Source organism: Micromonospora sp. NPDC005172 (assembly GCF_040608555.1).
GTDB lineage: Bacteria > Actinomycetota > Actinomycetes > Mycobacteriales > Micromonosporaceae > Micromonospora.
Genome location: NZ_JBEXIL010000003.1, coordinates 226,166 through 248,242 on the forward strand (window position 1 = coordinate 226,166; position 22,077 = coordinate 248,242).

Annotated in this window: 24 protein-coding genes; 15 read left to right on the top strand and 9 right to left on the bottom strand. The window is 72.1% G+C overall.

Translation table 11 applies throughout. The features are described 5' to 3' along the window. Window positions 1–14 precede the first annotated feature (14 nt). Complete coding sequence (locus ABZV06_RS03760) at window positions 15–2,495, bottom strand: helicase-associated domain-containing protein (RefSeq protein WP_355618364.1); 2,481 nt, start codon at window positions 2,493–2,495, stop codon at window positions 15–17. An 84-nt stretch (window positions 2,496–2,579) separates the two neighbouring features. Between ABZV06_RS03760 and ABZV06_RS03765 the strand changes: the two genes are divergently transcribed. Together ABZV06_RS03765 and ABZV06_RS03770 are read left to right on the top strand one after the other, a co-directional pair. Continuing rightward, window positions 2,580–3,203, top strand: coding sequence for an HAD hydrolase-like protein (locus tag ABZV06_RS03765; RefSeq protein WP_355618367.1), 624 nt, complete (start codon window positions 2,580–2,582; stop codon window positions 3,201–3,203). Window positions 3,204–3,230: 27 nt separating this feature from the next. Further along, the gene (locus tag ABZV06_RS03770) at window positions 3,231–3,617 is read left to right on the top strand and encodes a cold shock domain-containing protein (protein WP_074316242.1); all 387 of its coding nucleotides are present in this window, start codon (window positions 3,231–3,233) and stop codon (window positions 3,615–3,617) included. On the opposite strand, the gene ABZV06_RS03775 is transcribed toward ABZV06_RS03770, so the two are convergent. Further along, window positions 3,578–4,408 carry a 1,4-dihydroxy-6-naphthoate synthase gene (locus tag ABZV06_RS03775; RefSeq protein ID WP_355618370.1) on the bottom strand — a complete coding sequence of 277 codons (831 nt, stop codon included), beginning with the start codon at window positions 4,406–4,408 and terminating at the stop codon, window positions 3,578–3,580. The two genes, ABZV06_RS03770 and ABZV06_RS03775, sit on opposite strands and share 40 nt — an antisense overlap. Before the next feature lie 145 nt (window positions 4,409–4,553). On the opposite strand from ABZV06_RS03775, the gene ABZV06_RS03780 reads away from it, so the two are divergent. Further along, window positions 4,554–4,682 carry a hypothetical protein gene (locus ABZV06_RS03780; RefSeq protein WP_355618373.1) on the top strand — a complete coding sequence of 43 codons (129 nt, stop codon included), beginning with the start codon at window positions 4,554–4,556 and terminating at the stop codon, window positions 4,680–4,682. A gap of 367 nt (window positions 4,683–5,049) precedes the next feature. Here ABZV06_RS03780 and ABZV06_RS03785 read toward each other — a convergent pair whose 3' ends face one another. Together ABZV06_RS03785 and ABZV06_RS03790 are read right to left on the bottom strand one after the other, a co-directional pair. Then, window positions 5,050–5,700: a futalosine hydrolase gene (locus ABZV06_RS03785; RefSeq protein ID WP_355235314.1), complete on the bottom strand. Its 651-nt coding sequence runs from the start codon at window positions 5,698–5,700 to the stop codon at window positions 5,050–5,052. Continuing rightward, window positions 5,697–7,313 (bottom strand): MFS transporter, encoded by a 1,617-nt coding sequence (locus ABZV06_RS03790; protein ID WP_355235312.1) that lies wholly within the window; start codon window positions 7,311–7,313, stop codon window positions 5,697–5,699. Before ABZV06_RS03790 ends, ABZV06_RS03785 begins: the two co-directional genes overlap by 4 nt. 107 nt (window positions 7,314–7,420) lie before the next feature. Here ABZV06_RS03790 and ABZV06_RS03795 point away from each other — a divergent pair, with 107 nt between their 5' ends. Beyond that, the gene (locus tag ABZV06_RS03795) at window positions 7,421–8,242 is read left to right on the top strand and encodes a DUF3027 domain-containing protein (RefSeq protein ID WP_355235309.1); all 822 of its coding nucleotides are present in this window, start codon (window positions 7,421–7,423) and stop codon (window positions 8,240–8,242) included. Window positions 8,243–8,270: 28 nt separating this feature from the next. Here the strand turns inward: ABZV06_RS03795 and ABZV06_RS03800 are convergent, their stop codons facing one another. Beyond that, on the bottom strand, window positions 8,271–8,516 hold the full coding sequence (locus tag ABZV06_RS03800; RefSeq protein ID WP_355235306.1) for a DUF2530 domain-containing protein: 246 nt from the start codon (window positions 8,514–8,516) through the stop codon (window positions 8,271–8,273). 88 nt (window positions 8,517–8,604) lie between these two features. Between ABZV06_RS03800 and ABZV06_RS03805 the strand changes: the two genes are divergently transcribed. The 5 genes from ABZV06_RS03805 (at window position 8,605) to ABZV06_RS03825 (ending at window position 12,951) form a co-directional block, all read left to right on the top strand. Next, window positions 8,605–10,083 carry an NCS2 family permease gene (locus ABZV06_RS03805; RefSeq protein WP_355618376.1) on the top strand — a complete coding sequence of 493 codons (1,479 nt, stop codon included), beginning with the start codon at window positions 8,605–8,607 and terminating at the stop codon, window positions 10,081–10,083. Window positions 10,084–10,197: 114 nt separating this feature from the next. Then, window positions 10,198–10,647, top strand: a complete 450-nt coding sequence (locus tag ABZV06_RS03810; protein WP_355235301.1) for a MarR family transcriptional regulator — start codon at window positions 10,198–10,200, stop codon at window positions 10,645–10,647. Window positions 10,648–10,720: 73 nt separating this feature from the next. Next, window positions 10,721–12,004: an MFS transporter gene (locus ABZV06_RS03815; protein ID WP_355235298.1), complete on the top strand. Its 1,284-nt coding sequence runs from the start codon at window positions 10,721–10,723 to the stop codon at window positions 12,002–12,004. Window positions 12,005–12,132: 128 nt separating this feature from the next. Then, window positions 12,133–12,642 (top strand): hypothetical protein, encoded by a 510-nt coding sequence (locus tag ABZV06_RS03820; protein ID WP_355235296.1) that lies wholly within the window; start codon window positions 12,133–12,135, stop codon window positions 12,640–12,642. Window positions 12,643–12,654: 12 nt separating this feature from the next. Further along, window positions 12,655–12,951 carry a hypothetical protein gene (locus ABZV06_RS03825; protein WP_355618379.1) on the top strand — a complete coding sequence of 99 codons (297 nt, stop codon included), beginning with the start codon at window positions 12,655–12,657 and terminating at the stop codon, window positions 12,949–12,951. Between the two features lie 55 nt (window positions 12,952–13,006). Here the strand turns inward: ABZV06_RS03825 and ABZV06_RS03830 are convergent, their stop codons facing one another. Further along, on the bottom strand, window positions 13,007–13,291 hold the full coding sequence (locus ABZV06_RS03830) for a hypothetical protein (protein ID WP_355235291.1): 285 nt from the start codon (window positions 13,289–13,291) through the stop codon (window positions 13,007–13,009). Between the two features lie 135 nt (window positions 13,292–13,426). Between ABZV06_RS03830 and ABZV06_RS03835 the strand changes: the two genes are divergently transcribed. Continuing rightward, the gene (locus ABZV06_RS03835) at window positions 13,427–13,933 is read left to right on the top strand and encodes a hypothetical protein (RefSeq protein WP_355618382.1); all 507 of its coding nucleotides are present in this window, start codon (window positions 13,427–13,429) and stop codon (window positions 13,931–13,933) included. Window positions 13,934–14,043: 110 nt separating this feature from the next. Here ABZV06_RS03835 and sepH read toward each other — a convergent pair whose 3' ends face one another. The 3 genes from sepH to ABZV06_RS03850 all read right to left on the bottom strand — a co-directional run bounded on the left by sepH (window position 14,044) and on the right by ABZV06_RS03850 (window position 17,750). Beyond that, on the bottom strand, window positions 14,044–15,126 hold the full coding sequence (gene sepH, locus ABZV06_RS03840; protein ID WP_355235285.1) for a septation protein SepH: 1,083 nt from the start codon (window positions 15,124–15,126) through the stop codon (window positions 14,044–14,046). Window positions 15,127–15,311: 185 nt separating this feature from the next. After that, window positions 15,312–16,439, bottom strand: coding sequence for a phosphoserine transaminase (gene serC / locus ABZV06_RS03845; protein WP_355618384.1), 1,128 nt, complete (start codon window positions 16,437–16,439; stop codon window positions 15,312–15,314). A 204-nt stretch (window positions 16,440–16,643) separates the two neighbouring features. Next, entirely contained in the window at window positions 16,644–17,750 is a 1,107-nt protein-coding gene (locus tag ABZV06_RS03850; protein WP_355235279.1) for a citrate synthase 2, read from the bottom strand. 279 nt (window positions 17,751–18,029) lie between these two features. Here ABZV06_RS03850 and pdxH point away from each other — a divergent pair, with 279 nt between their 5' ends. The 5 genes from pdxH (at window position 18,030) to ABZV06_RS03875 (ending at window position 21,997) form a co-directional block, all read left to right on the top strand. After that, a complete protein-coding gene (pdxH, locus tag ABZV06_RS03855) occupies window positions 18,030–18,659 on the top strand; it encodes a pyridoxamine 5'-phosphate oxidase (RefSeq protein ID WP_355618419.1) in 630 nt (209 codons plus the stop codon). Further along, window positions 18,656–19,954, top strand: coding sequence for an MFS transporter (locus ABZV06_RS03860; RefSeq protein ID WP_355235277.1), 1,299 nt, complete (start codon window positions 18,656–18,658; stop codon window positions 19,952–19,954). The genes pdxH and ABZV06_RS03860 overlap by 4 nt, the downstream gene beginning before the upstream one ends. 18 nt (window positions 19,955–19,972) lie before the next feature. Then, window positions 19,973–20,902, top strand: a complete 930-nt coding sequence (locus tag ABZV06_RS03865) for an aldose 1-epimerase family protein (RefSeq protein WP_355618387.1) — start codon at window positions 19,973–19,975, stop codon at window positions 20,900–20,902. Continuing rightward, window positions 20,902–21,504: a nitroreductase family protein gene (locus tag ABZV06_RS03870; protein WP_355235271.1), complete on the top strand. Its 603-nt coding sequence runs from the start codon at window positions 20,902–20,904 to the stop codon at window positions 21,502–21,504. The genes ABZV06_RS03865 and ABZV06_RS03870 overlap by 1 nt, the downstream gene beginning before the upstream one ends. A gap of 187 nt (window positions 21,505–21,691) precedes the next feature. Continuing rightward, window positions 21,692–21,997, top strand: a complete 306-nt coding sequence (locus tag ABZV06_RS03875) for a type II toxin-antitoxin system VapB family antitoxin (protein WP_355235268.1) — start codon at window positions 21,692–21,694, stop codon at window positions 21,995–21,997. The last annotated feature ends 80 nt before the right edge of the window (window positions 21,998–22,077 follow it).

Consider the following 22,077-nt stretch of genomic DNA (forward strand, 5'->3'; position numbering starts at 1 on the left):
GCGCGTCACTCGGCTCAGTCCGCCAGCACCGCCGCGGTGATCCGGTGCAGCGCGAAGGTGTGCAGCATCTCCGTCCGCTCGTCCTCGGCCCGCAGGTAGCCCGCACCGATCGAGACCGGCTTGACCAGCCGTGACGCGGTCGCCCCGTGCGCGTCCACGTACCCGACCCAGACCAGTGCCCGATCGCGGACCGCCTGCTGGAGCACGGCGAGCGCCTCGCTGTGCGTGTGCGCGGGCGCCGGGCCTCCGCCCAGCCCCGCCGCACCACCCCGGACGACTGCCGGAGCCCGGCGGGCCGCCCGCGCCGCCGCCTCACCCCGCCGGATGTGGTCCACCACGCCGAGCAGCCGGGGCATCGGCAGCTTCGGTGCGGCCAGCGGGTCGAGCGACCTCGTGGTCACCGCGACCCGCGCCGGAGCACGCCGGACCCGTGGCCGCGTCAGCACCGTGCTGCCCGTGCCGTCCTCCTGTACCGGCGCGTACCCGGCGTCCCGCAGCGCGCCGAGCATCCGGCTGACCTGGTACGGGGTGGTCAACACGGTCGGCGCGAGCCGGCGCAGCGTCAACGACTCCAGCCGGCGGTCGGCCAGCACCTCGGTGAGGAGCGCCTCGTCGTCGCTGCGCAGATACGCCCCGGCCCCGCCGGCCCGGAGCCCACCGTGCTTACGGGCGACGTCGTCCACCAGATAGCTGAGCCCCTGCGGAATCGGGGTACGTGACCGTCGACGGAACAATTCGTGCAGGTCGTCGGCCGTGTAACCGGCGTCCAGCGCCCGCCGCACGCTCGCCGTGGTGACCCGGTGCACACTCGCGCCGCCGGCCGACTCGGGTTCGGTCGTCGCCTCCAACTCGGCGGCCAACGCCGGCTCGGGTGGCCCCGGCACCACCACCGTCAGGTCGGCCTGCACCAGGAAATGGTCGACCGGGGCGGGCAGCAGCGCGTCCAACGCCCGAGCGGCACTGGACGGGTCGCCGCTCTCCGCGTCCGCGTGCAACCCCAGCGGATCGCCCGGCTCATCGGTCGACGTCAGCTCGGTCAACAACAACCGCCCGTACGAGGTGAGCGCCCCCAGCCCGGTCATGCCGAGCTGCGCCGCCTCGGCAAGCACCTCCCGGTGGGCGGCCTCCCGACCCCGGCTGCGCCGTGGTGCCCGCCAGTCCAGCAGTGCCTGTAGCTCCTCCGGAGTGGGCGCGGTCGCCGGCTCCAGATCGGCGAGCACCGCGAGCACCGCCCGCCGGGTCGCCGGCGCACCGGCCCGCTCGGCCTCCGCGGAGAGCGCGGTGATCGGCCGGTCCCGGTCGTCGCGTCGTCCGACCAACCCCACCTGCCGGGTCATGCTCATCCAGGCGCGGGCCAGGTGCTCCCACCGTTGGGCCAGGGAGCCGGCCCGCCACACCTCGTACCCGCCGGTCGGTAGCACCTGCTGGTCCGCCCCGTACCGGCCGGTGACCGAGCCGGACAGCTCCATCTCACCGGCGAGCCCGGCCGCGTACGCGACCTCCAGCAGCAACGCGGCGGTCAGCTCGTCCAGGCCGGCGGTACGCGCCAGCCGGCGCAGGTCCCGAACCCCGATACCGCCCGAACGCAGCACCGGGGCGGGCTCGACGCCGAGCTGTTCCAGCAGCCCCTCGGTGTGCCGCACCACCTCCATGGTCTGCCCGGCGCCGGCCGAGTCGACAGCCTTCGGTTCGCGCGGGGCGGCAACCACCGACGGCGGGCTGGTCTGCAACGGCCCGAGCGGGCCGCTGTCGCGCCGCAGCAGGAGACCGACCTCGCGGGGCAACTCGACGGTGCCGCCGGCCGTCGACGAGCCGGCGGAGACGGTCACCAGCAGCCGGTTGTCGACCAGCCAGCGCACCGGCGAGCCGGTAGGCGCGCCACCGTTGGTCGGGTCGGCGAGAGCGGCGTCCTGCGCGCCGATCGGCGGTGCCTGCAACGCGCCCGGGGGCACGCTGCCGACCGGCGGCCCGGCCGCCAACCGGTCCAGGATCGCCCGGGCCGACGGGGGCGCGGCGAGCAGCGTGCGGCGGAGTTTCGCGGCGTCCGCGCAGAGGGCGGCCGTGCGGTGGTCCAGGTCCGCGGCAGGTCGGCCGAGCCCAGCGGGGTACGGGGACACTTCGTCGACGGCTGCTGCCACGTGCAGCGCGTGCTCCGGCCCGTACAGCAGGAACAGCGCCCTGAGCCGGTCCACGGCGGCCCGGACGGCGGTCGGGGCTGGTGGATGCGGCCCGGCGGTCGCCATGGCGAGCACCGCGTCGGTGGCCGTGGTGCCGTCGTCCGGGCCCCGGGTGAGTCGGGCGGCGTCGAGAATCAGCAGGGTGAACTGGTCCAGCCCGTCCAGCGCGCGGGCCACCGAGACCCGGGACTGGGCACGGATGGCCAGCGCGGAGATGTCGGCCGGAACGGGCACGACGAGGTCCGGCCGCAGTTGCAGGAGTGCGGCCAGTGACTCGTCGGGCAGCGACCGAAGGTGGTCGGCGAGTGAGGTGGTCATCGTCTTTCCACGCTAGCCCGGTATCGGGCCGTCGCGCCCCTCGGACGTCCGGTCGGCTGGGCGTCGGCGGGTACGTTTCTCGGCATGTCTGCACTGACCGTCGGATTCGATCTCGACATGACCCTGGTCGACTCCCGCCCCGGCATCGCCGCGGCCTACCGGGCACTGACCGCCAGGACGGGCGTACCTGTCGACGCCGACCTGGCGGTCTCCCGGCTCGGTCCGCCGCTGCGCACCGAGATCGCGCACTGGTTCCCGCCGGAGCAGGTCGAGTCGGCCGTGCAGGTGTATCGGGAGCTGTATCCGGCGTACGCCATCACACCGACGGTCGCGATGCCCGGCGCGCGGGAGGCGATCGACGCGATCCGTGCCCGGGGCGGAAGGGTGCTCGTCGTCACGTCCAAGATCGGTCGACTGGCCCGGCTGCACCTGGATCACCTCGGCCTCGCGGTCGACGAGCTGGCCGGTGACCTGTTCGCCGAGCAGAAGGCGACCGCCCTGCGGGAGCACGGCGCGACCCACTACGTCGGCGATCACGTTGCGGACATGGTCGCTGCGGGCGCCGCCGGCCTGCCCGGTATCGCCGTGGCGACCGGCCCCTGCTCCCCTGATGAGCTGCGCGCGGCGGGGGCGAGCGTCGTGCTGGACGATCTCACCGGATTCCCAGCGGCGCTCGACGGCATGATCCAGCTAGCCTTGGAGCAGTAGCGGCTCAAGTGAAGCAGGGGTTTTCAGGTGCCTACGGGTCGAGTGAAGTGGTACGACACGGCCAAGGGATACGGCTTCGTCACCAGCGACGAGGGCGGTGACGTGTTCCTGCCCAAGGGCGCGTTGCCGGCGGGCGTCACCGACCTCAAGGGCGGTCAGCGGGTCGACTTCAGCGTGGTGGACAGCCGTCGCGGTGCGCAGGCCATGGGCGTCAAGCTGCTGGACGCACCGCCGTCGATGGCGGAGCTGCGTCGCCGGCCGGCCGAGGAGCTGCACGGCCTCGTCGAAGACATGATCAAGGTGCTGGAGGCGAAGGTCCAGCCGGACCTGCGTCGCGGCCGGTACCCGGACAAGAAGGCCGCGCAGAAGATCGCTCAGCTGGTCCACGCGGTCGCGCGCGAGCTGGAGGTCTGAGGCACCAGCCCAGCGGTGGCGGCGCGGTCGAGGAGCGCCGTCACCGCGGCGAAGCCGGCCTCGCCCAGGTCGGCCGTGAACTCGTTGACGTAGAGGCCGATGTGCCGGTCCACCACGTCGAGTTCCATCTCCTGGGCGTGCGCGAGCACGTACTCCCGGCTGACCGTCGGGTCCGCCCAGGCCTGCCGTACCGACTCGCGGATCCAGCCGGCGGCGGCCTCCGGGTCGACCGCGCCCCGCCGGGCCAGGATGGCACCGAGGGGGATGGGCAGGCCCGTGTCGGCCTCCCACCACTCGCCGAGGTCGACCAGGGCGGTCAGATGGTGCCGGTGATAGGTGAAGCGGGCCTCGTGGATGACCAGCCCGGCGTCGTAGCGGCCGGCAGCCACGCCCGGCATGATCTCGTGGAACGGAACCACCTCGATCCGCGCCGGCGGCCGTCCGGCCGACCAGAGCCGGAACAGCAGGTACGCGGTGGTCCGGTCGCCCGGCACCGCCACGGTGGCGCCGGTCAGGTCGGTGCGGTCGCCCCTGGTGAGCACCAGCGGCCCGCACCCGCGACCGAGCGCGCCGCCGCAGGGCAGCAGGTGGTAGTCGTCGAGCAGCCAGGGCAGCGCCGCGTAGCTCACCTTCACCAGGTCGAACGCACCCCGCTCGGCCGCCGTGTTGGTCACGTCCACATCGGCGTACGTCACCTCGACCGGCGGGGCGCCGGACACCCGCCCGTGCACCAGGGCGTCGAAGACGAACGTGTCGTTGGGGCAGGGCGAGATCGTCAGGGAGAGCGCCACGCCTTCACGTTAGCCCTGCGCCCGGTCGGCAGCCCGCGCACACCCCGCCCACTGTGATCCACGACGGACTGGCCGCCCGGCCTCCCGTCCAGCTCGGGCGGGGTGGGTGGGGTTACTGCGCTCCCTGTAGAGCTGCGCCCCAGACATGGGGCAAGGTGGCGCGGACTTTCTCCGGCCAGGTGAGCACCGTGCCTCGGTCGTCTGCCCGTCGGTCGGCCTGGTCGTCGCCACGCTGGCCGCCGCGGTCGACGCGGCGTTCGGCAGGCGCGCCTGACCGTCGGGGGCCAGCCCCACCCTGACGGGTCCTTTGCTCTGCTTCAACCCGCGCAACACAAGAGGCCGCCAAGTGTCGCCTCCGCTGAAGCAGAGCAAAGGACCCGCGACAGGTGGGTGGGGGCGGTCACGGGCGGCGGGCGGCGGCGAGCGGCGGGCGGCGGGCGGCGGGCGGCGGGCGGCGGGCGGCGTGAGCGGGCCCCGAGGGAGGACCGGCACCGAGCGAGGGCCGATGGGACGCGCCGCCCGCGAATCATGGGCAGCTCGACAGGATCGACGTAGGGGGATACCCACAGCAGCGTGGAGGTTGTCCACAGGGTTATCCACAGACGGGGGTGCGGCCCTCGACGTCCGAGGTGTGCCCGGGGTCAGCGCAGCGCCCGAGCCGCCTTCGTCAGCGCGCTGAGTGCCTCGCGCAGCCGCCAGGCGTCGCGGTCGCGCGGGCCGATCGGGTTGGAGATGGTACGCAGCTCGGCGAAGGGCACTCCGGCCTGTGCGGCGGCGACTGCCACCCCGTACCCCTCCATGGCCTCGGCCACCGCCTCCGGATGCCGCCGGCGCAGCTCCTCGGTGCCGGCGGCGGTCCCGGTGACCGTGCTGACCGTGAGCACCGGGCCGACCGTGGCAGTGGGCAGGGCGGCCCGCAGCGTTGCCAGCAATACCGCGTCGACCGGTACGACGCTGCCCGAGCCGAGCAGCGCGGGTGGCATGCCCAACTCGTCGATGCCGATGAAGCCGTCCGGTGAGTCGGCGCCCAGGTCGGCCGCGATGCTCGCGGTGCCGAGCACGGTGTCGCCGACGGCCGCGCGCCCGGTGAAGCCGCCGGCCACGCCGGCGCTGACCACCGCGCGGTACGGGCGACCGGCCGCCTCTGCCAGGGCCAGCAGCCGTGCGGTGGCGGCACCCGCGACTGCCGGGCCCACCCCGACCGGGGCGACGGTGATCGTGGTGGCGGTCAGCCCGGCGCTCACCGCGTCCGCCTCGGCCGGAACCGCGGTCACCACCAGCAGGCCGGTCACGGGAGTGAGCCGGGGGACTCGCGGCGGGTCTCGTCGTCCGCGCCCCCGCCCGGGCCGCCGACCGACGAGGAGGGGCGGTAGATGTGGTAGCCCGGTGGCGCGAGCCCCGGTTCCTCGTGCCGTTGCGAGGTGGCCCGGGGTGGCGCCGGCGAGACGGGCGCGACGGTCTCGTGCTCGATCGTCGGCTCGGGCTCTACCGTCGGTTCGTCCTCGACCAGTTCGTCGTCACCCAGCGGTCGGCCGGCCAGCTTCTCGGCACGCAGCCGAGCGGCGACCAGTACCCCCCGGACGGCAGCCACGACGCCCACGCCCGCGGCGACCGCGATGCCGGTCCGGCCGTCGAACGGCACCAGCCCGAGCCCACCGCCGACGACGAAGGCGAGCATGAGCACCGTCTCGGAGTGGGCGAACGAGCTGGCTCGAAGCCGCTCCGGGATGCGCTCCTGGATCGAGGCGTCCACGGCGAGTTTGGCCACCCCGCTGACCAGCGCGGTGACCAGACAGAGCAGGGCCACCATCAGCAGCGAGAACTGGATGACGGCGAGCACCGCCACCCCTGCCACGATGATCATGCTGCTGGACTGGATGGCGGTCGGTCGGTGGATGCGCAGCCGCGTGCCGACGGCCGTCGCCAGGAAGCTGCCGACGGCCAGCGCCCCGCCGACCAGTCCCAGCGCCCACTCCGCGCCCAGGTCCCGCCCGAACACGTCGGTGGTCAGGTCGCCCTTCTTGATGGCGAAGGCGAGAAAGAGCAGCAGGAAGCCGTACAGGGCGCGCAGGGTCGCTGCGCTGACCAGCGTGGCGATCACCAGCCGCCCGGCGGGTCGGCCCCGGCCCAGCGGCCGGTCCGTGCGGCGGCTCAGCGCGCGCAGCGCGCGGGGGACGCGCTCCGGTGGCTCCGAGTCCGCCTTCGGGGGCAGGCGCAGCGAGATCACCATGCCGATCAGGAAGATCACCGACGCGACGCGCAGTGGCCACTGCGGCCCGAACCAGAAGGCGGCCAGCCCGATCGGCGCCACCAGCGCGCCTGCCACCGTGCCGTAGACGCTGGCCCGCGCACCCACCTGGGAGAGGCCCAGCCCCTCCGGTAAGAGCCGGGGCACCGCCGCCGAGCGGGCCACGCCGTACGCGCGTGACAGCGCGAGCACACCGAACGCCGCCGGATAGAGCCCGAAGCCGTGGATGTAGTCGGAGATCAGCCAGGCCAGGAACGCCCGGCCGAGCATGGTGGCGGCCAGCGCATACCGCCGGCCGTGTCGGAAGTGGTCCAGCAGCGGCCCCACCACGGGCGCGAGCATCGCGAACGGCACCATGGTCACCAGCAGGTAGAGCGCGACCTTGCTGCGCGCCTCACCCAGCGGCACGTTGAAGAAGATCGTCCCGGCCAGGCCGATGGCGATCAGGGTGTCACCGGCGCAGGAGACGGCGTGCAGATCGAACAGGCGGACCATGCCGACCTCGCCGCCGGCGCCCCGCGTCCGGGCCCGACCGGCCCGACGGGTCACCCAGCGGCCGCTGCCCACCGAACCGCGCAGGAGCAGGCGGATAGCCCGGATGCCGGTGCCGACGGTCCGCCCGAGGAGGGATCGCCCGGAGTGGGAGTACGGCGGCATGTGCACCATCCTCGCCCATGTGACCCAGGTGTGCCGCACCACTCACGGCGAAAGGTTCCCCGGGAGTCCCTGTCACCCCTGCGGGGAGCATGGGGAACAATGGTTAGGTGACCAGGCCTGTCTCCACCCGTGCCGCCCGTCTTGACCAGGTCTGCGCCGCCGCCGTCGAGGTGGCCCGCGCTGGCATCACCGAGGTGGAAGCCGACGACGTCGGCGACCACCTGCAGGTCGTCGCCGAGGGTGAACGGCTGGTCACCCACTACTTCGAATGCCGCCTGGCCGGCTACCGCGGCTGGCGGTGGGCGGTCACCGTCACCCGCGTCTCGCGCAGCCGCACGGTGACCATCTGCGAGACGGTGCTGCTGCCCGGCCCGGACGCGCTGCTCGCTCCCGGCTGGCTGCCCTGGCAGGAGCGCCTCAAGCCGGGTGACCTCGGCCCGGGCGACCTGCTGCCGACCGCCCCGGAGGACGAGCGGCTGGCCCCCGGCTATCTGCTCTCGGACGACCCGGCCGTCGAGGAGACGGCTTGGGAGTTGGGTCTCGGTCGGGCACGGGTGCTCTCCCGGGAAGGCCGGACCGACGCGGCGCAGCGCTGGTACGACGGCGACCACGGCCCGTCGGCGGCCATCTCCGCCGCTGCCCCGGCAGCCGCCCGCTGCGGCACCTGCGGCTTCTACCTGCCGTTGGCCGGGGCGATGCGGCAGGCGTTCGGCGCGTGCGGCAACTTCTACGCCCCGGACGACGGCCGGGTGGTGAGCGCCGACCACGGTTGCGGCGCCCACTCCGAGACGCTGATCGAGGCCGCCGAGACCGCGGTCGAGGACCTTCCGACGGTGTACGACGACAGCGCGATGGAGGCCATGTCGGTCAGCCGTGCGCCGGGTTCGGTCGAGGCGGGGGAGCCGGCGGAGCCGTACGGGCACTCCTGATCGCCCGTACCGCGGGCGGTCGGCGCGTTCAGCTCGCTCGGCGGCGGCGTCGGTTGGCGTCGTGACGCATCATGGCGGCGAGGCCGGGGAAGCCCCACAGGAAGCCGGCCAGGCAGGTCCAGAGCCAGTTCTCGTGGTGGTGCTCGGTCAGCCAGCCCCGGAAGAACACCAGCAGCACCAGCCCGACGACTGCCCACACGATCAGGCCGGCGACGGCGAACGGCACCATCGGCGGGTCCAGCGGCGCGGGGCGCGGTGGCTGGTCGTTCGGCATCGGGCAAGCGTACGCGATCCACTTCCCCTGCCCGGCGGCGATCTGGGACGATGCGCGCGACAACCGGAAGATCACCTGCGAGGTCCTCATGGCAGTAGCGCCGCCCGAGAACGACACACCTCCCAACCCCGCTCAACCGCGTAACAGCTTCGACCGGTTCTTCGAGATCTCTGCCCGCGGCTCAACGTTGAGTCGTGAGGTACGAGGTGGCCTGGCGACCTTCTTCACGATGGCGTACATCGTGGTGCTCAATCCGTTGATCCTGGGCGGTGCCGTCGACGGTGACGGCAAGTCCCTTCCGATTCCGGCGCTGGCCGCGGCGACCGCGCTGGTCGCCGGCCTGATGACCATCCTGATGGGTGTGGTTGGCCGGTTCCCGCTGGCGCTCGCCGCCGGTCTGGGCGTCAACGCCCTGGTGGCGTACGAGATCGCTCCCGAGATGACCTGGGCCGATGCCATGGGTCTCGTGGTGATCGAGGGCGTGATCATCACCGTACTGGTGCTGACCGGTCTGCGGACCGCGGTGTTCCGCGCGGTGCCCACCCAGATGAAGACCGCGATCGGCGTCGGCATCGGCCTCTTCCTGACCATCATCGGCCTGGTGGACGCCGGCTTCGTCCGCCGGATCCCGGACGTCGCGAACACCACCGTGCCGGTCGGCCTGGGCATCGGCGGCAAGCTGGTGAGTTGGCCGCTGCTGGTCTTCGTCCTGGGCCTGCTGCTCACGCTGGTGCTGGTGGTGCGCCGGGTGAAGGGCGCGATCCTGATCGGCATCCTGACATCCACGGTGCTGGCCGTCATCGTCGAGGCGATCGGCAACATCGGCCCGTCGTTCGTGGACGGGAAGCCCAACCCGAAGGGCTGGGCACTGAACGTGCCGGAGCTGCCCAAGACGGTGGTGGACGTGCCGGACCTGTCGCTGCTCGGCAAGTTCAACGTGCTCGACTCGTGGGGCCGGGCCGGCTGGGTGGTCGTGCTGATGTTCGTCTTCACCCTGTTGATCACGGACTTCTTCGACACCATGGGCACGATGGTGGCGGTCGGTCAGGAGGGTGGACTGCTCGACGAGCGGGGCACCCCGCCGAAGGCCAAGGAGATCCTGCTGGTCGACTCGATCGCGGCGGCGGCCGGTGGTGCGGCCAGCACCTCCAGCAACACGTCGTACATCGAGAGTGCCGCCGGTGTCGGGGAGGGTGCCCGGACCGGCGTGGCCAGCCTGGTCACCGGCGTCCTCTTCCTGCTGGCGATGTTCCTGGCGCCGCTTGTGGTGATCGTGCCGTTCGAGGCGGCGTCGACGGCCCTGGTGGTGGTCGGCTTCCTGATGATGACCGCGGTGCGGACGATCGACTGGTCGGACTACGAGATCGCCATTCCGGCGTTCCTCACGATCGTGCTGATGCCATTCACCTACTCGATCTCCAACGGCATCGGCGCTGGTCTGATCACCTTCGTGGTGGTCAAGCTGGCCCGGGGCAAGGCCCGGGAGATCCACCCGCTGCTGTACGGGGTGGCAGTGCTCTTCGTGCTGTACTTCCTGCGCGGGCCCATCGAGTCGCTGGTGCTCTAGACGCGTCCGGGCGGGGAGTCGATCGTGATTCCCCGCCCGGAGCAGCACAAACATCCTCGTGAGCCTGGTCATAACGGATGTCGTTAGCCAGGCTCATTAGTTAAGCTAACTAACGTGACGGAGCGGACGGTGACGGCGGAACGCGTGCCACCGGCGCAGCTGGCTCCCCAGTTGCGAGATGCGATCACCCGACTCAACCGGCGGGTCCGACGGGCCCGGCCGGTCGGCGACCTCACGGTCACCCAGGTCTCCGCGCTCACCAGCCTGCGGCTGGCGGGCGGGATGACGCCCCGGGAACTGGCCGAGGTCGAACGGGTGCAACCACCGACGATGACCAAGATCGTCGCGAAGTTGGAGGACCGTGGCCTCGTGCGGCGGACCCCCCATCCGACCGACGGCCGGCAGGTCATCCTCGCGGCGACCGAAGGAGGGCAGGCCGTGCTCGACCAGTTCGAGCGGGCCCGCGACGAATGGCTGGCCCACCGGCTGGCCGCGCTCGACGAGGACGAACGGGAGACCCTGCACAGGGCCGCCGAGATTCTCCAGCAGCTCGCTCGCGCCTGAGCCCGCGCCCGCGCCACCGGGCCGTGCCGTCACCTGTCGATGACGCGTACGTCCTTGAGGAGGCGCACCGAGAGTGCAGGCCAAGCTGAGCACGATGTTCCAGTCCCTACAGGTCCGTAACTACCGCCTTTTCGCCTCCGGGCAGCTGATCAAACTGATCGGCGTCTGGATGATGTTCATCGCCCAGGACTGGCTCGTCCTCGAGCTTTCCGACAACTCCGCGACCGCGCTCGGCGTGGTCACCGCCTGCCAGTTCACGCCGGTGCTGCTGCTCACCCTGTTCTCCGGCCGCCTCGCCGACCGGTACGACAAGCGGGTCCTGCTGTTCGCCGCCAACGCCTTCTGGACGGTGCTGGCGCTCGGGATGTCCGTGCTGGTCCTCACCGACCTGGTGCAGCTCTGGCACGTCTTCGCGTTCGCCGCGCTGCTCGGCGTCGCCAACGCCGTCGAGACCCCGGTCCGCCAGGCGTTCGTCTCCGAACTGGTCGGCACGCCGCTGCTGCCCAACGCGCTGTCGCTGAACGCCGCCGTGTTCAACTCCGCCCGGATCGTCGGTCCGGCCGTCGCCGGTCTGGCCATCGCCGCCTTCGATGTCGGCCCGGTCTTCCTGTTCACCGCCGTCAGCTCCATCGCGCCGCTGGTCAACGTCGTCCGGATGCGGACCGCCGAACTGCAGCGCGACGCGCTCCTACCGCGTGACGAGCGGGCGTCCGCGAAGGTCGTCGACGGCCTCCGGTACGTCTGGCGGCGACCCGACCTGCTGCTGCCGATGGCGGTGATGTCGGTGATCGGCATGTCGCTGTTCAACTTCCAGCTCACCCTGGCCGCGCTCGCCAAGACGGTCTTCAACACCGGCGCCGCCTCCTTCGGCCTGTTCAGCACCGCCCTTGCCGTCGGCGCGCTGGGCGGCGCCCTCAGCGGCACCGGCCGGCGGAGCCGCCCGTCGGTGTGGCTGGTGCTCGGCGCGGCGATCGGCTGTGCCAGCTTCGGTACCCTGGTCGGCTTCGCGTCGACGTACTGGCTGGTCGTGGCGCTGCTGGTGCCCACCGGCTTCTTCATGGTCTTCTTCGCCCAGGCCGCCAACCAGCGTGTCCAGCTCGGCGTGGACGCCGCGTTCCGGGGACGGGTGATGGCCCTGTGGGTGCTGGTGTTCCTGGGCACCAACCCGGTCGGCGCACCGCTGATCGGCTGGGTGGCCGAGCACTTCGGCGCTGGCGCGAGCATCTGGATGGGCGGGCTGATCTCGCTGGCCACCGCGCTGATCGCGCTCACCTGGCAACTGCGCCGCTCCGGTGCGCGACTGCGCTTCCGTGTGCTGCCCATGCCGCGCTTCTACGTCACCTCCGCCGACTGCTGAGCTGCGCGCCCCGGGTCCCCGCCGAGTTGGGCTGGGGCCCGAGCGCGTGGCGGGAGTCCCGATCGGCGGATAGCGCGGATGCGGCCAAATCGGTGGCGAGGCGGTACGACAGGGCTTAGCGTCGATATGTGGGAGTCGGACGCGCGCTGATGCTGGCCCTGGCGTTCCTCGCCGTGGCCAGCATCCCGGCGGTGTTCGCCCTGCTCTTCTGCTACGACGAGATTCTCGACCGGGTGGTCTGCGGCTGGGCCGAGTGGCGCGAGCGCCGGCGGGAGCGACGCACGATCGCCCGCCTCGACCGGGCCATCGAAGCCGAATCGCTGACCCGCGACATCGACCTCAGCGAGTTCGACAGCGCCGACCGTCGTCCCCTGGAACAGCTCGCCGCCGACCTGCGCCGCCTCGGCGGTCAGCGGCTCGGCGGCATCGGCCGACCGATGGTCTGGCACGGCGCGGTGGTCCAGGCGTACGACGATCGGCTCCGGCTGGCCTGCCGCGCCCTCGGGATCACCGAGCATCTGGCCGAGCTGACCGGCGTCGACCAGGAGATCGAGCGGGTACGCGTCGAGGGCGTGCTGCACGCCGCCGGGCTGACCCTGCCGGCTGCCCGGGCCGGGCACCGGCAACGGCACCGCTGAACGGTCGGACGGTTGCGGCTCTTCGTCGCGGTCTATCCGCCCGTGGAGGCGGTCAACCATCTTGGCGCGCAGGTCGCGCGGCTGCGGGTCGGCGCGGCGGCAGCCACCGGTGCCCGGGTACGGCTCGTCGACCCGGCGAATCTGGCGCGGCCCGGCGACCGCATGGACGAGGCTGATGTCGAGGCCGACCGGGTCGTGCTTGACGACTACCAGGGACCGGAGTGGCCGGCGACCGAGCTGCTGCTGATGCGCAGCCAGGCCAGGTCGGGACGCCCGCGTTACGAGCGGCTCGCCGCCTGGCCGCTCTGACTCGGCGAGCCGGCGTGAACGGCCTCGGTGGGAATATCGTGCCCCTGAGCTTGCTTTAGTCCGCCTCGATGCCGGCGGCCCTCAAGATCTGACGGACCCGTTCGCGGCTGTAGCCGGTCCGCTTGACGAGATCCACTTGCCGGGCACCGGCTCGGTACTCCGCCACCATCGTTCTGTGCAGATCGGCACGGGCCTGCTCGACCGTGGTTCGAGCATCGGCCTTTATCTGCCGAGCGGTGCGGGCAGCCTGTTCCTCCGCTCGAGGTAGCGCCTCTTCAGCGGCCCTCAGTGCACGCATAGCCCCTTCGAGATCCACTTGGCCATCTTTGCTGGAGGCCATCTAGGCCAAACATATTGGGTTCTTAAGTAGGCCAAGGACATGTTGTTGTTTGTAGGCCAAGTACTGTAAAGTCCCGTTTGGCGTTTGAGGCTTGAAGTCTTCCAGGGCCGTCATCTCGTGGGGAGGGTGGAACCCGTGACGGATCTACCATTTCGACTGGCCGACTGCGCAGAACCGGCAGCCACCCGTATTGAGGTCTACAGCGTGGACGGCGAATCGGGCGACGGGTCGCTGGACGGTGCGGTCTACGTCTGCCCTGCTCATTCGCAGGCGACGGCTGACGCGATCGCCATGGCTGGCTTCACCTCGTCAGCTACGCCCCTCGGTGAAGATGTGAACCGGCCCTGCGGGTACGTGCACATATACCCAACCGGGTTGTTGGCGGCCAACGCTCATCCAGAGTGGTGTGATCGGAAGGGCTGCGACGCTCGTGGCGAACATCGGTCCCGTTTCCTCCTGATCGAGTCACCCCGCCAAGAGGCGTCGATCATCTCGGTATCGCTGGCGCAGACGTGTCGTCCGCCAGCCGAACCGGTGGTGGTGTTGTCGGTCGCCGACCGTACAGCGACCCAGCGAGTGGTGTTCTCTGCCCGCGAAGCGCGGAACCTGCGTCACCGGCTCGGCGATCTGCTCACCGCCTGAGGCGTGATCCACTCGGGTTCTCGAAAGTCGGGGTGTCCGACACGCGCCGACAGCGCGGTTTCCGAGAACCCGAGTCGATCAAGCAGTGAGCCGCCCGCCGACGCGGAGCGTCAGGAGGACTCGCGGGCGGCCGGGCCGCTGCCGAAGAGCACGTCGTCCCAGCTCGGCAGGCGCTTGCGCGGCTTGCCGTTGGCGTCGGTGGTCTCGCCACCGGCCGCTGCGGCGGCCGTTCCGGTGCGGCGGGGCCGCAGCACCGCCAGCGACGGCACGGCCGGGACCTCCTTGGGCGCGTCCGAGTCGTCGTCGAAGGCGGAACCCTGGCCGCCGCCGAGCAGCGCGGCAGCGCCGCCGCCGACCGGCCGCTGCCGGGGCGCGTCGGACCCGGCCAGAGCCGCCGGCGTACGCGGTTCGAGCCCGCGACCCGACGAGGCACCGAGTGGACGGTCCAGTGAGGCGAGCAGCGCGTCCCGGCCGGCCCGGATCGGATCGCGGCCCGAGCGCGGGTGCTCGGACGCCGCCGGCAACCCGTGCCCACCACGACTCGGCTCACCGCGCGACGGACCGGGCAGGCCGTGCCCACCCCGCTCCGGTGCCGGCTCCTGACCGAGGATCGGCGTGGGCCGCTCGGCGCACAGGTACTGCGCCATGTCGTCGTGCGGCGTGACCACCTGCCGGGCCTTGTCCATGTCCCAGATGGCCTGCGCGGTGGCCTTGCCCGACGGCCAGGTGGCGATGATCCGCCAGGTGCCGTCGTCGCGCCGGTACGCGTCCCAGGAGATCTTCTCGGTGTCGATGCCGTGCTGGCTCAGCCGACCGTTGACCACCTCGGCGAGCGGGGTGGGCTTCTCCGCGCCCTTGAGGCGGGTGCGACGGGCGTGCTGGGCGAGCATGGCCCGCTCCTGGAGCACCGGGCCGGCGTAGCGCAGGACCCGGTCGACCGGCACCCCGGCGATCCGGGCCACGTCCTCGGCCGACTCACCGGAACGGATGCGGGCCTGGATGTCCCGGGGGGACAGCGAGGGAATCGGGTCGACGCCGGTCGGTGCCACCGCGAGCGGCGGGGCACCTGGCTCGGGGTGCATCACACCGGCGATGCGCTCGTCGATCGGCAGGGCGAGCAGTCGCCCGACCTCGTCGGCGAGCACCAGGGCCTGGCCGTCCTCGGAGAGGGCGACGAAGCGTACTGGGCGCATAGCGTTGCCTCCGTCCCGCTTCGCTGGCCGCACGCCACGAGTCGGCCACCCAGGCGTCTCGGACCACCGTACGCGCATCTGTCTCAGGGTGGGGGCAGCGACACCCCGCAAGTCGTGACTGAGCTGCGGCAATGATCACGGTGGGTGTCCATCGAGGCGTCAACGGACACCCACCGTGACGAAGCTCAGAGGCGCTCGACCACGTAGTCGATGGACGCGGTCAGCGCCTCGACATCGGCCGGCTCGACGGCCGGGAACAGCGCCACCCGCAACTGGTTGCGGCCGAGCTTGCGGTAGGGCTCGGTGTCGACGATGCCGTTGGCGCGCAGCGCCTTCGCGATGGCGGTGGCGTCGACCCCGTCGGCGAAGTCGATGGTCGCGACCACATTGGACCGCAGCGTCGGGTCGGTGACGAACGGCGTGGCCACCGTGGACCGCTCCGCCCAGCCGTACACCGTGGCGGCGCTCTCCGCCGTGCGCTTCGCCGCCCAGGCCAGGCCACCCTGCGCGTTCATCCAGTCGATCTGCTCGGCGGCCAGGAAGATCGTGGCCAGCGCCGGGGTGTTGTAGGTCTGCTCGAGCCGCGAGTTGTCGATAGCGGTGACCAGGTCGAGGAAGGCCGGGATGTAGCGCCCGGAGGCCTTGACCTCGGCGGCCCGGTCCAGCGCGGCCGGCGACATCAGGGCCAGCCACAGGCCACCGTCGGAGCCGAAGCACTTCTGCGGCGCGAAGTAGTAGACGTCGGTCTCGCCGACGTTGACGTCCAGGCCACCCGCGCCCGAGGTGGCGTCGACCAGCAGCAGCGAACCTTCGTCCGCGCCGGCCACCCGGCTGATCGGCACGGCCACGCCGGTCGAGGTCTCGTTCTGGGGCGTCGCGTAGACGTCCACCCCCGACTCGGCCACCAGGGCCGGGGCGCTGCCCGCGTCGGCCTTGCGGACCGTCGGCTCACCGAGGAACGGCGCATCCTTGACCGACTTGGCGAACTTCGCGCCGAACTCGCCGAAGCTGGCGAACTGCGCCCGGTCGCGGACCAGACCGAAGGTGGCGACCTCCCAGAACGCGGTGGTGCCGCCGTTGCCGATCACCACCTCGTAGCCCTCGGGCAGGGAGAAGAACTCGGCGATCCCGGAGCGCAGCCGGGCCACCTGGTCGCGGACCGTCTTCTGCCGGTGCGACGTACCCAGGTAGCTGGTCGCCACCTCGGCGAGCGCGGACACGGCCGCCGGACGGACCTTGGACGGGCCGCAGCCGAAACGGCCGTCGGCGGGCTTGATCTCGTCGGGAATCCGGATGATCGGTGCGTCAGCCACGGTTCTGAAGATCCTTCCGCAAGGGCGAGGGCGGGCCCGGCGACACTGCCGGCCCTCATCCTCGCACCCGGGCTTGGCGGCGACGGCCGGGGTCCCGACGGCCGGGCTGAGTCCTTCGCCACACCGTCACGCCCGACCGGGCCGGGACACGCAGAAGGCCCCTGCCCGACGCGGAACGTCGGGCAGGGGCCCCTGGCTGTCAGCTCAGACGCCGTGCTGGACGGCGCCCCAGCCCTCGACGTCGGACGGCTTGCGCGTCTCCGGGCCCACGTAGCGGGCGGACGGCCGGACCAGCCGCTGGAGGCGCTTCTGCTCCAGGATGTGCGCGCTCCAACCGCCCATCCGCGCGCAGGTGAACATCGACGTGAACATGTGCGCCGGCACCTCGGCGAAGTCCAGCACGACGGCCGACCAGAACTCGACGTTGGTGGCCAGCACCCGGTCCGGGCGGCGGGCCTGCAACTCGGCCAGGGCGGCCTTCTCCAGCGCCTCGGCGATCTCGAAGCGCGGCGCGCCCAGCTCCTTGGCGGTGCGCCGGAGCACGCGGGCGCGCGGGTCCTCGGCACGGTAGACCCGGTGGCCGAAGCCCATCAGCCGCTCGCCGCGGTCGAGGACGCCCTTGACGTACCCCTCGGCGTCGCCGCTGCGCTCCACCGCCTCCAGCATGGTGAGCACGCGCGACGGCGCGCCACCGTGCAGCGGGCCGGAGAGGGCGCCGATGCCCGACGAGATGCAGGCCGCGGCGTCCGCGCCGGTGGAGGCCACGATGCGCGCGGTGAAGGTGGAGGCGTTCAGGCCGTGCTCGGCGGCCGAGATGAAGTACGCGTCGACGGCCTTGACGTGCCGCGGGTCCGGCTCGCCCCGCCAGCGCTTCATGAACCGCTCGACGATGGTCTGCGCCTTGTCGATCTCCTTCTGCGGCACCGCCGGCAGACCGAGGCCGCGAGCGGACTGGGCGACGAAGGAGAGCGCGGTCACCGACACCCGGGCCAGGTCCTCGCGGGCCTGCTCGTCGGAGATGTCCAGCAGCTGGCTGAGGCCCCAGTACGGCGCCAGCATGGCGACCGCCGACTGCACGTCGACCCGGATGTCGCCGGAGTGCACCGGCACCGGGAACGGCTCCGCCGGCGGCAGGCCCGGCCCGAACCGGCCGTCGACCAGCAGCGCCCAGACATTGCCGAATGAGACCTGGCCGATCAGATCCTCGATGTCGACCCCGCGATAGCGCAGCGCGCCACCCTCGCGGTCGGGTTCGGCGATCTCGGTCTCGAAGGCTACGACGCCCTCCAGACCGGGTTTGAAGTCGGCCATGTCGCTCTCCTGGATCTGGTCGGTACGCCCGAACAGCTGATCCGGCCGGTCGGCCGAGCGCCTTAGGCGATCCTCAGGGATGTGTTCGGAACATCTTGCCTGCTGCGTAACCGGATATGCGACCCAGTGCGACTGTGCTGCACGCGACATCTCAGGGCGCGCATTCTCCGCGTCGGTCGGTGAGACTGGGCGAAGCGGGCTGGCCAGCGCGGGAGGGCGCTGGTCGGGACGCCGAGAAGGAGTGGGGACGTGACGGGCGACACACCTGCCCCGGCCGCGATGCGTAACGAGTACGCCGCGGACCTGGGACTGACCGAATCCGACCTGGCCGCCGACTGGCACACCCAGTTCGACAGGTGGTTCGCCGACGCGGTGGCCCACGGGCTACCCGAACCCAACGCCATGGTGGTGGGCACGGCCGACGCCGCCGGCCGGCCGAGTGGGCGGACGGTGCTGCTCAAGGGGTACGACCCGGAGGGCTTCGTCTTCTTCACCAACCACCTGTCCCGCAAGGGTGTCGAGGCGTCCGACAACCCGCACGCCAGCCTGGTCTTTCCGTGGTTTCCCATGCAACGGCAGGTGGTGGTCGCCGGCTCGATCGCCCCGGTCGAGCGGGCGGTGACCGAGTCGTACTTCGCCAGCCGGCCACGCGGCTCCCAGTTGGGCGCGTGGGCCAGCCCGCAGTCGTCGGTGGTGCCGGACCGGGCCACGCTCCAGGAGAGCTACCGGGAGGTGGCCGAGCGGTACGCCGACGCGGATGTCATCCCGCCTCCGCCGCACTGGGGTGGGCTGCGGGTGCGGCCGGACTCGGTCGAGTTCTGGCAGGGCCGGGCCGGTCGGCTGCACGACCGCCTGCGCTTTCGTCGCGCCGACGCGGGCGACTGGATCGTCGAGCGGTTGGCGCCATGACCGGTGTGCAGGAGGCCCGGCCGCGCGGTGCGCGCCGCTGGGCGATCGACGTCCGCCCGCTGCGCGTCCCGGAGTACCGGCGGTTGTGGCTCGGCAACACCGTGGCGATGTTCGGCTTCCAGTTCACCGCGGTCGCGGTGCCCGTGGAGATGTACGCCCTCACCCGGGACTCGTTCTGGGTGGGCCTGCTGGGCGTGGCTGCCTTCGTACCCCTGCTGATCTTCGGGCTCTGGGGCGGCGCGGTCGCCGACGCCCGCGACCGCCGTGCCGTGCTGCTCGGCGGCTCATTGTTGCTCTGGGCATCCACCCTCGGGCTGCTCGTCCAGGCGCTGCTGGACGTGGGTAGTCCGGTGCTGCTGCTGGCCCTGATGGCGGTGCAGTCGGTGGCCTTCGCGATCAGCTCACCGGCGCGCAGCGCCATGCTGCCCCGGCTCGTCCCGGACGACCTCGTCCCGGCCGCCAGCACCCTGAACTACACGACCTTCACCGCCGCGTCGGTCGCCGGCCCGCTCGCCGCCGGCCTGATCCTCGCCGCCTCGTCGGACACACACGTGGTGCTGCCGATCGCGTACGGCCTGGACGCGGTGCTGTTCACGGCGATGCTCTGGGCCGCGCTGCGCCTGCCGGCGCTGCCGCCCGAGCCGAGCCCCGACGGCCAGGTCCACCGTGCCGGCCTGGCCAGCGTGATCGACGGGTTCCGGTACCTGGCCACCACACCCGTCCTGCTGCTCTCCTTCGGCGTGGACCTGATCGCGATGATCCTGGCCATGCCGAGGGCCCTGTTCCCGGAGATCGCGAACGAGCGGTTCGGTGGGGGTGGCACGGTCGGCCTGCTCTACAGCGCCATCGCGATCGGCTCCATGATCGGCGGGCTGACCTCCGGCTGGATCGGTCGGCTCCGGCGGCAGGGGGTCGGCCTGGTCGCCGCGGTGGTCGGCTGGGGTGTCGCGATCGCCGCCGCCGGGCTGGCCCAGCAACTCTGGCTGATGGTCCTGCTGCTCGCCGTGGCCGGCGCCGCCGACCTGGTCAGCGCAGTGCTGCGCCAGTCCATGCTGCTGGTGTACGCGCCGGACCGGATGCGCGGACGGCTCCAGGGCGTCAACACGGTAGTGGTGGCCGGCGGCCCACGCCTCGGTGACCTGCGGGCCGGCACCATGGCCGCCGGATTCGGCGGCGGGGTGGCCTGGGTCGCCGGCGGGCTCGCCTCGGCGGTGCTCGTCGTGGTGCTCGCGGTCGCCTTCCCGGCGCTGCTGCGCTACCGGGCCACGACGGCGTCGAGCGGCGACCGGTCGTGACCGGTTAGGGTCGCCGGCATGGAGAGCCCTGAGCAGCGCCCCTTCTCCGGCGCACAGTGGACCATCGCCGCCGCGGGCCACGAGGCCGTCATCGTGGAGGTGGGCGGCGGGCTGCGGACGTACCGGCACGACGGCGTCGACCTGCTCGACGGGTACGGCGTCGACGAGGTCTGCCCCGGCTGCGCCGGACAGGTGCTCGCGCCCTGGCCGAACCGCATCCGCGACGGGCGCTACGTGTACGGCGACCGGACGCGCCAACTCGCGCTGACCGAGCCGGGGCGGCACGTCGCCATCCACGGGCTGGTGAACTGGGTGCCGTGGCGGCTGTTGGAGCAGTCCACGGACGCCGTGACCCTCGGCTACGACCTGCCGCCGCAGCCCGGCTACGAGTGGCCGCTGCGGCTGGTCAGCCGGTGGAGCGTGAGCGCTGACGGCCTGCGCGCCGAGCACGAGGTGACGAACATCGGCACCGAGGTCGCGCCGTTCGGCTTCTCCGTGCACCCGTACCTGCAACTGCCGGGCGTCGCCGTGGACGACCTGGTCATGCGGCTGCCCGCGCGTACCCGGATCATGGTGGACGGGCGGTTGCTGCCGGTCGGTGCGACGCCGGTGGCCGGCACCGAGTACGACTGGACCAGCCCGCGGCGGATCGGCGAGGCCGAGCTGGACCTGTGCTTCGGCGAGGTCGTCCGCGACGCCGACGGCGGCTCCTCGGTGAGCCTGGCCGCGCCGGACGACTCGTCGGGGGTGAGCATCTGGGCGGACGCCGAGTTCGGCTGGTGGCAGGTCTTCACCGGCGACGCGCTGACCGGCGAGCGACACCGCCGGTCGGTGGCGATCGAGCCGATGACCTGCCCGCCGGACGCGTTCCGCTCGGGCAAGGACGTGCTCGCGCTCAAGCCCGGCACGACCTGGCGGGGTGCCTGGGGCATCCGTCCCGGAGCCTGATGGAGTTCGCCGAGGTCGTCCGCCGTCGACGGATGGTCCGCAACTACGACCCGGACCGTCCCGTCCCGCCCGACGTGGTGGACCGGCTGCTCGACCACGCCGTACGCGCCCCGTCGGCCGGCTTCGCCCAGGGCTGGGGTTTCCTGGTGCTGGAGGAGGCGGCCGACCGGGAGCGGTTCTGGGCGGCCACCACCCCGGACGGCGGTGGACGGGAACGCTGGCTGGCGGGCATGCGCCGCGCGCCGCTCATCGTGGTGCCGCACGCCAACGAGTCGGCCTACCTGACCCGGTACGCCGAGCCCGACAAGGGCTGGACCGACCGCTCGGTGGACCGCTGGCCGGTGCCCTACTGGTACGTGGACACCGGCTTCGCCGCGCTGCTGATGCTGCTCACCGCCGTCGACGAGGGGCTGGGTGCGTGTTTCTTCGGCATTCCGCCGCAGCGGCTGTCCGTGTACCGGGAGAGCTTCGGCGTACCGGAGGACTACCAGCCCATCGGGGCCGTCACAATCGGTTACCGCGCACCCGACCATCGGTCACCGTCGTTGCGTCGTGGACGTCGCGGAGTGGACGAGGTCGTGCGGCGCGGCCGGTGGAGTTGAGCACGGTGTCCCGTTCGTCGGGTTGAGGATCGGACGAGCGATGGCGAAACTGACATCAGGGAGCAGAACGCCGCGTGCGCGGGGCCGCTAGGCTGACACGGTCATCGGTGCCGCGCCGCGCGGTGCCCGCCGTGGCCCGGCTCGGCGCCGTCGGTCGGCCCGGTCACGGGGAGGGGAGCGTGCCGTCGTGATCTTCAGAGCGGTCCGGGACGGGCGTCCCTACCCGGAGCACAACCTGACGCTCAAGCAGTGGGCGGAGATCCCGCCCCGTCCGCTGCGCCTGGATCAGATGATCACCACCAAGCGCGAGTTGGCGCTCGACAAGCTCCTCGCCGAGGACTCGACCTTCTACGGCGACCTCTTCCCGCACGTCGTGCAGTGGAACGGCGGCCTCTACCTGGAGGACGGGCTGCACCGCGCGCTGCGCGCCGCCCTGCAACAGCGCAACCAGATCCACGCCCGGGTGCTGGTGCTCTCCGAGCCCGTCGACTGAGCGACGCGGCCGTCGACTGAGCGGCGCGGCCGTCGACTGAGCGGCGCGGCCGTCGACTGAGCGGCGCGGGCTGAGCCTTC

Coding starts and splice junctions, on each gene's coding strand:
- ABZV06_RS03805 (WP_355618376.1), top strand. CDS start 8,605: ATGGCAGTAGCGCCGCCCGAGAACGACACACCTCCCAACCCCGCTCAA.
- ABZV06_RS03830 (WP_355235291.1), bottom strand. CDS start 13,291: ATGGCCTCCAGCAAAGATGGCCAAGTGGATCTCGAAGGGGCTATGCGT.
- ABZV06_RS03780 (WP_355618373.1), top strand. CDS start 4,554: ATGGGGCAAGGTGGCGCGGACTTTCTCCGGCCAGGTGAGCACCGTGCC.
- ABZV06_RS03865 (WP_355618387.1), top strand. CDS start 19,973: ATGGAGAGCCCTGAGCAGCGCCCCTTCTCCGGCGCACAGTGGACCATC.
- ABZV06_RS03800 (WP_355235306.1), bottom strand. CDS start 8,516: ATGCCGAACGACCAGCCACCGCGCCCCGCGCCGCTGGACCCGCCGATG.
- ABZV06_RS03760 (WP_355618364.1), bottom strand. CDS start 2,495: ATGACCACCTCACTCGCCGACCACCTTCGGTCGCTGCCCGACGAGTCA.
- ABZV06_RS03870 (WP_355235271.1), top strand. CDS start 20,902: ATGGAGTTCGCCGAGGTCGTCCGCCGTCGACGGATGGTCCGCAACTAC.
- pdxH (WP_355618419.1), top strand. CDS start 18,030: ATGCGTAACGAGTACGCCGCGGACCTGGGACTGACCGAATCCGACCTG.
- ABZV06_RS03860 (WP_355235277.1), top strand. CDS start 18,656: ATGACCGGTGTGCAGGAGGCCCGGCCGCGCGGTGCGCGCCGCTGGGCG.
- ABZV06_RS03850 (WP_355235279.1), bottom strand. CDS start 17,750: ATGGCCGACTTCAAACCCGGTCTGGAGGGCGTCGTAGCCTTCGAGACC.
- sepH (WP_355235285.1), bottom strand. CDS start 15,126: ATGCGCCCAGTACGCTTCGTCGCCCTCTCCGAGGACGGCCAGGCCCTG.
- ABZV06_RS03790 (WP_355235312.1), bottom strand. CDS start 7,313: ATGCCGCCGTACTCCCACTCCGGGCGATCCCTCCTCGGGCGGACCGTC.
- ABZV06_RS03765 (WP_355618367.1), top strand. CDS start 2,580: ATGTCTGCACTGACCGTCGGATTCGATCTCGACATGACCCTGGTCGAC.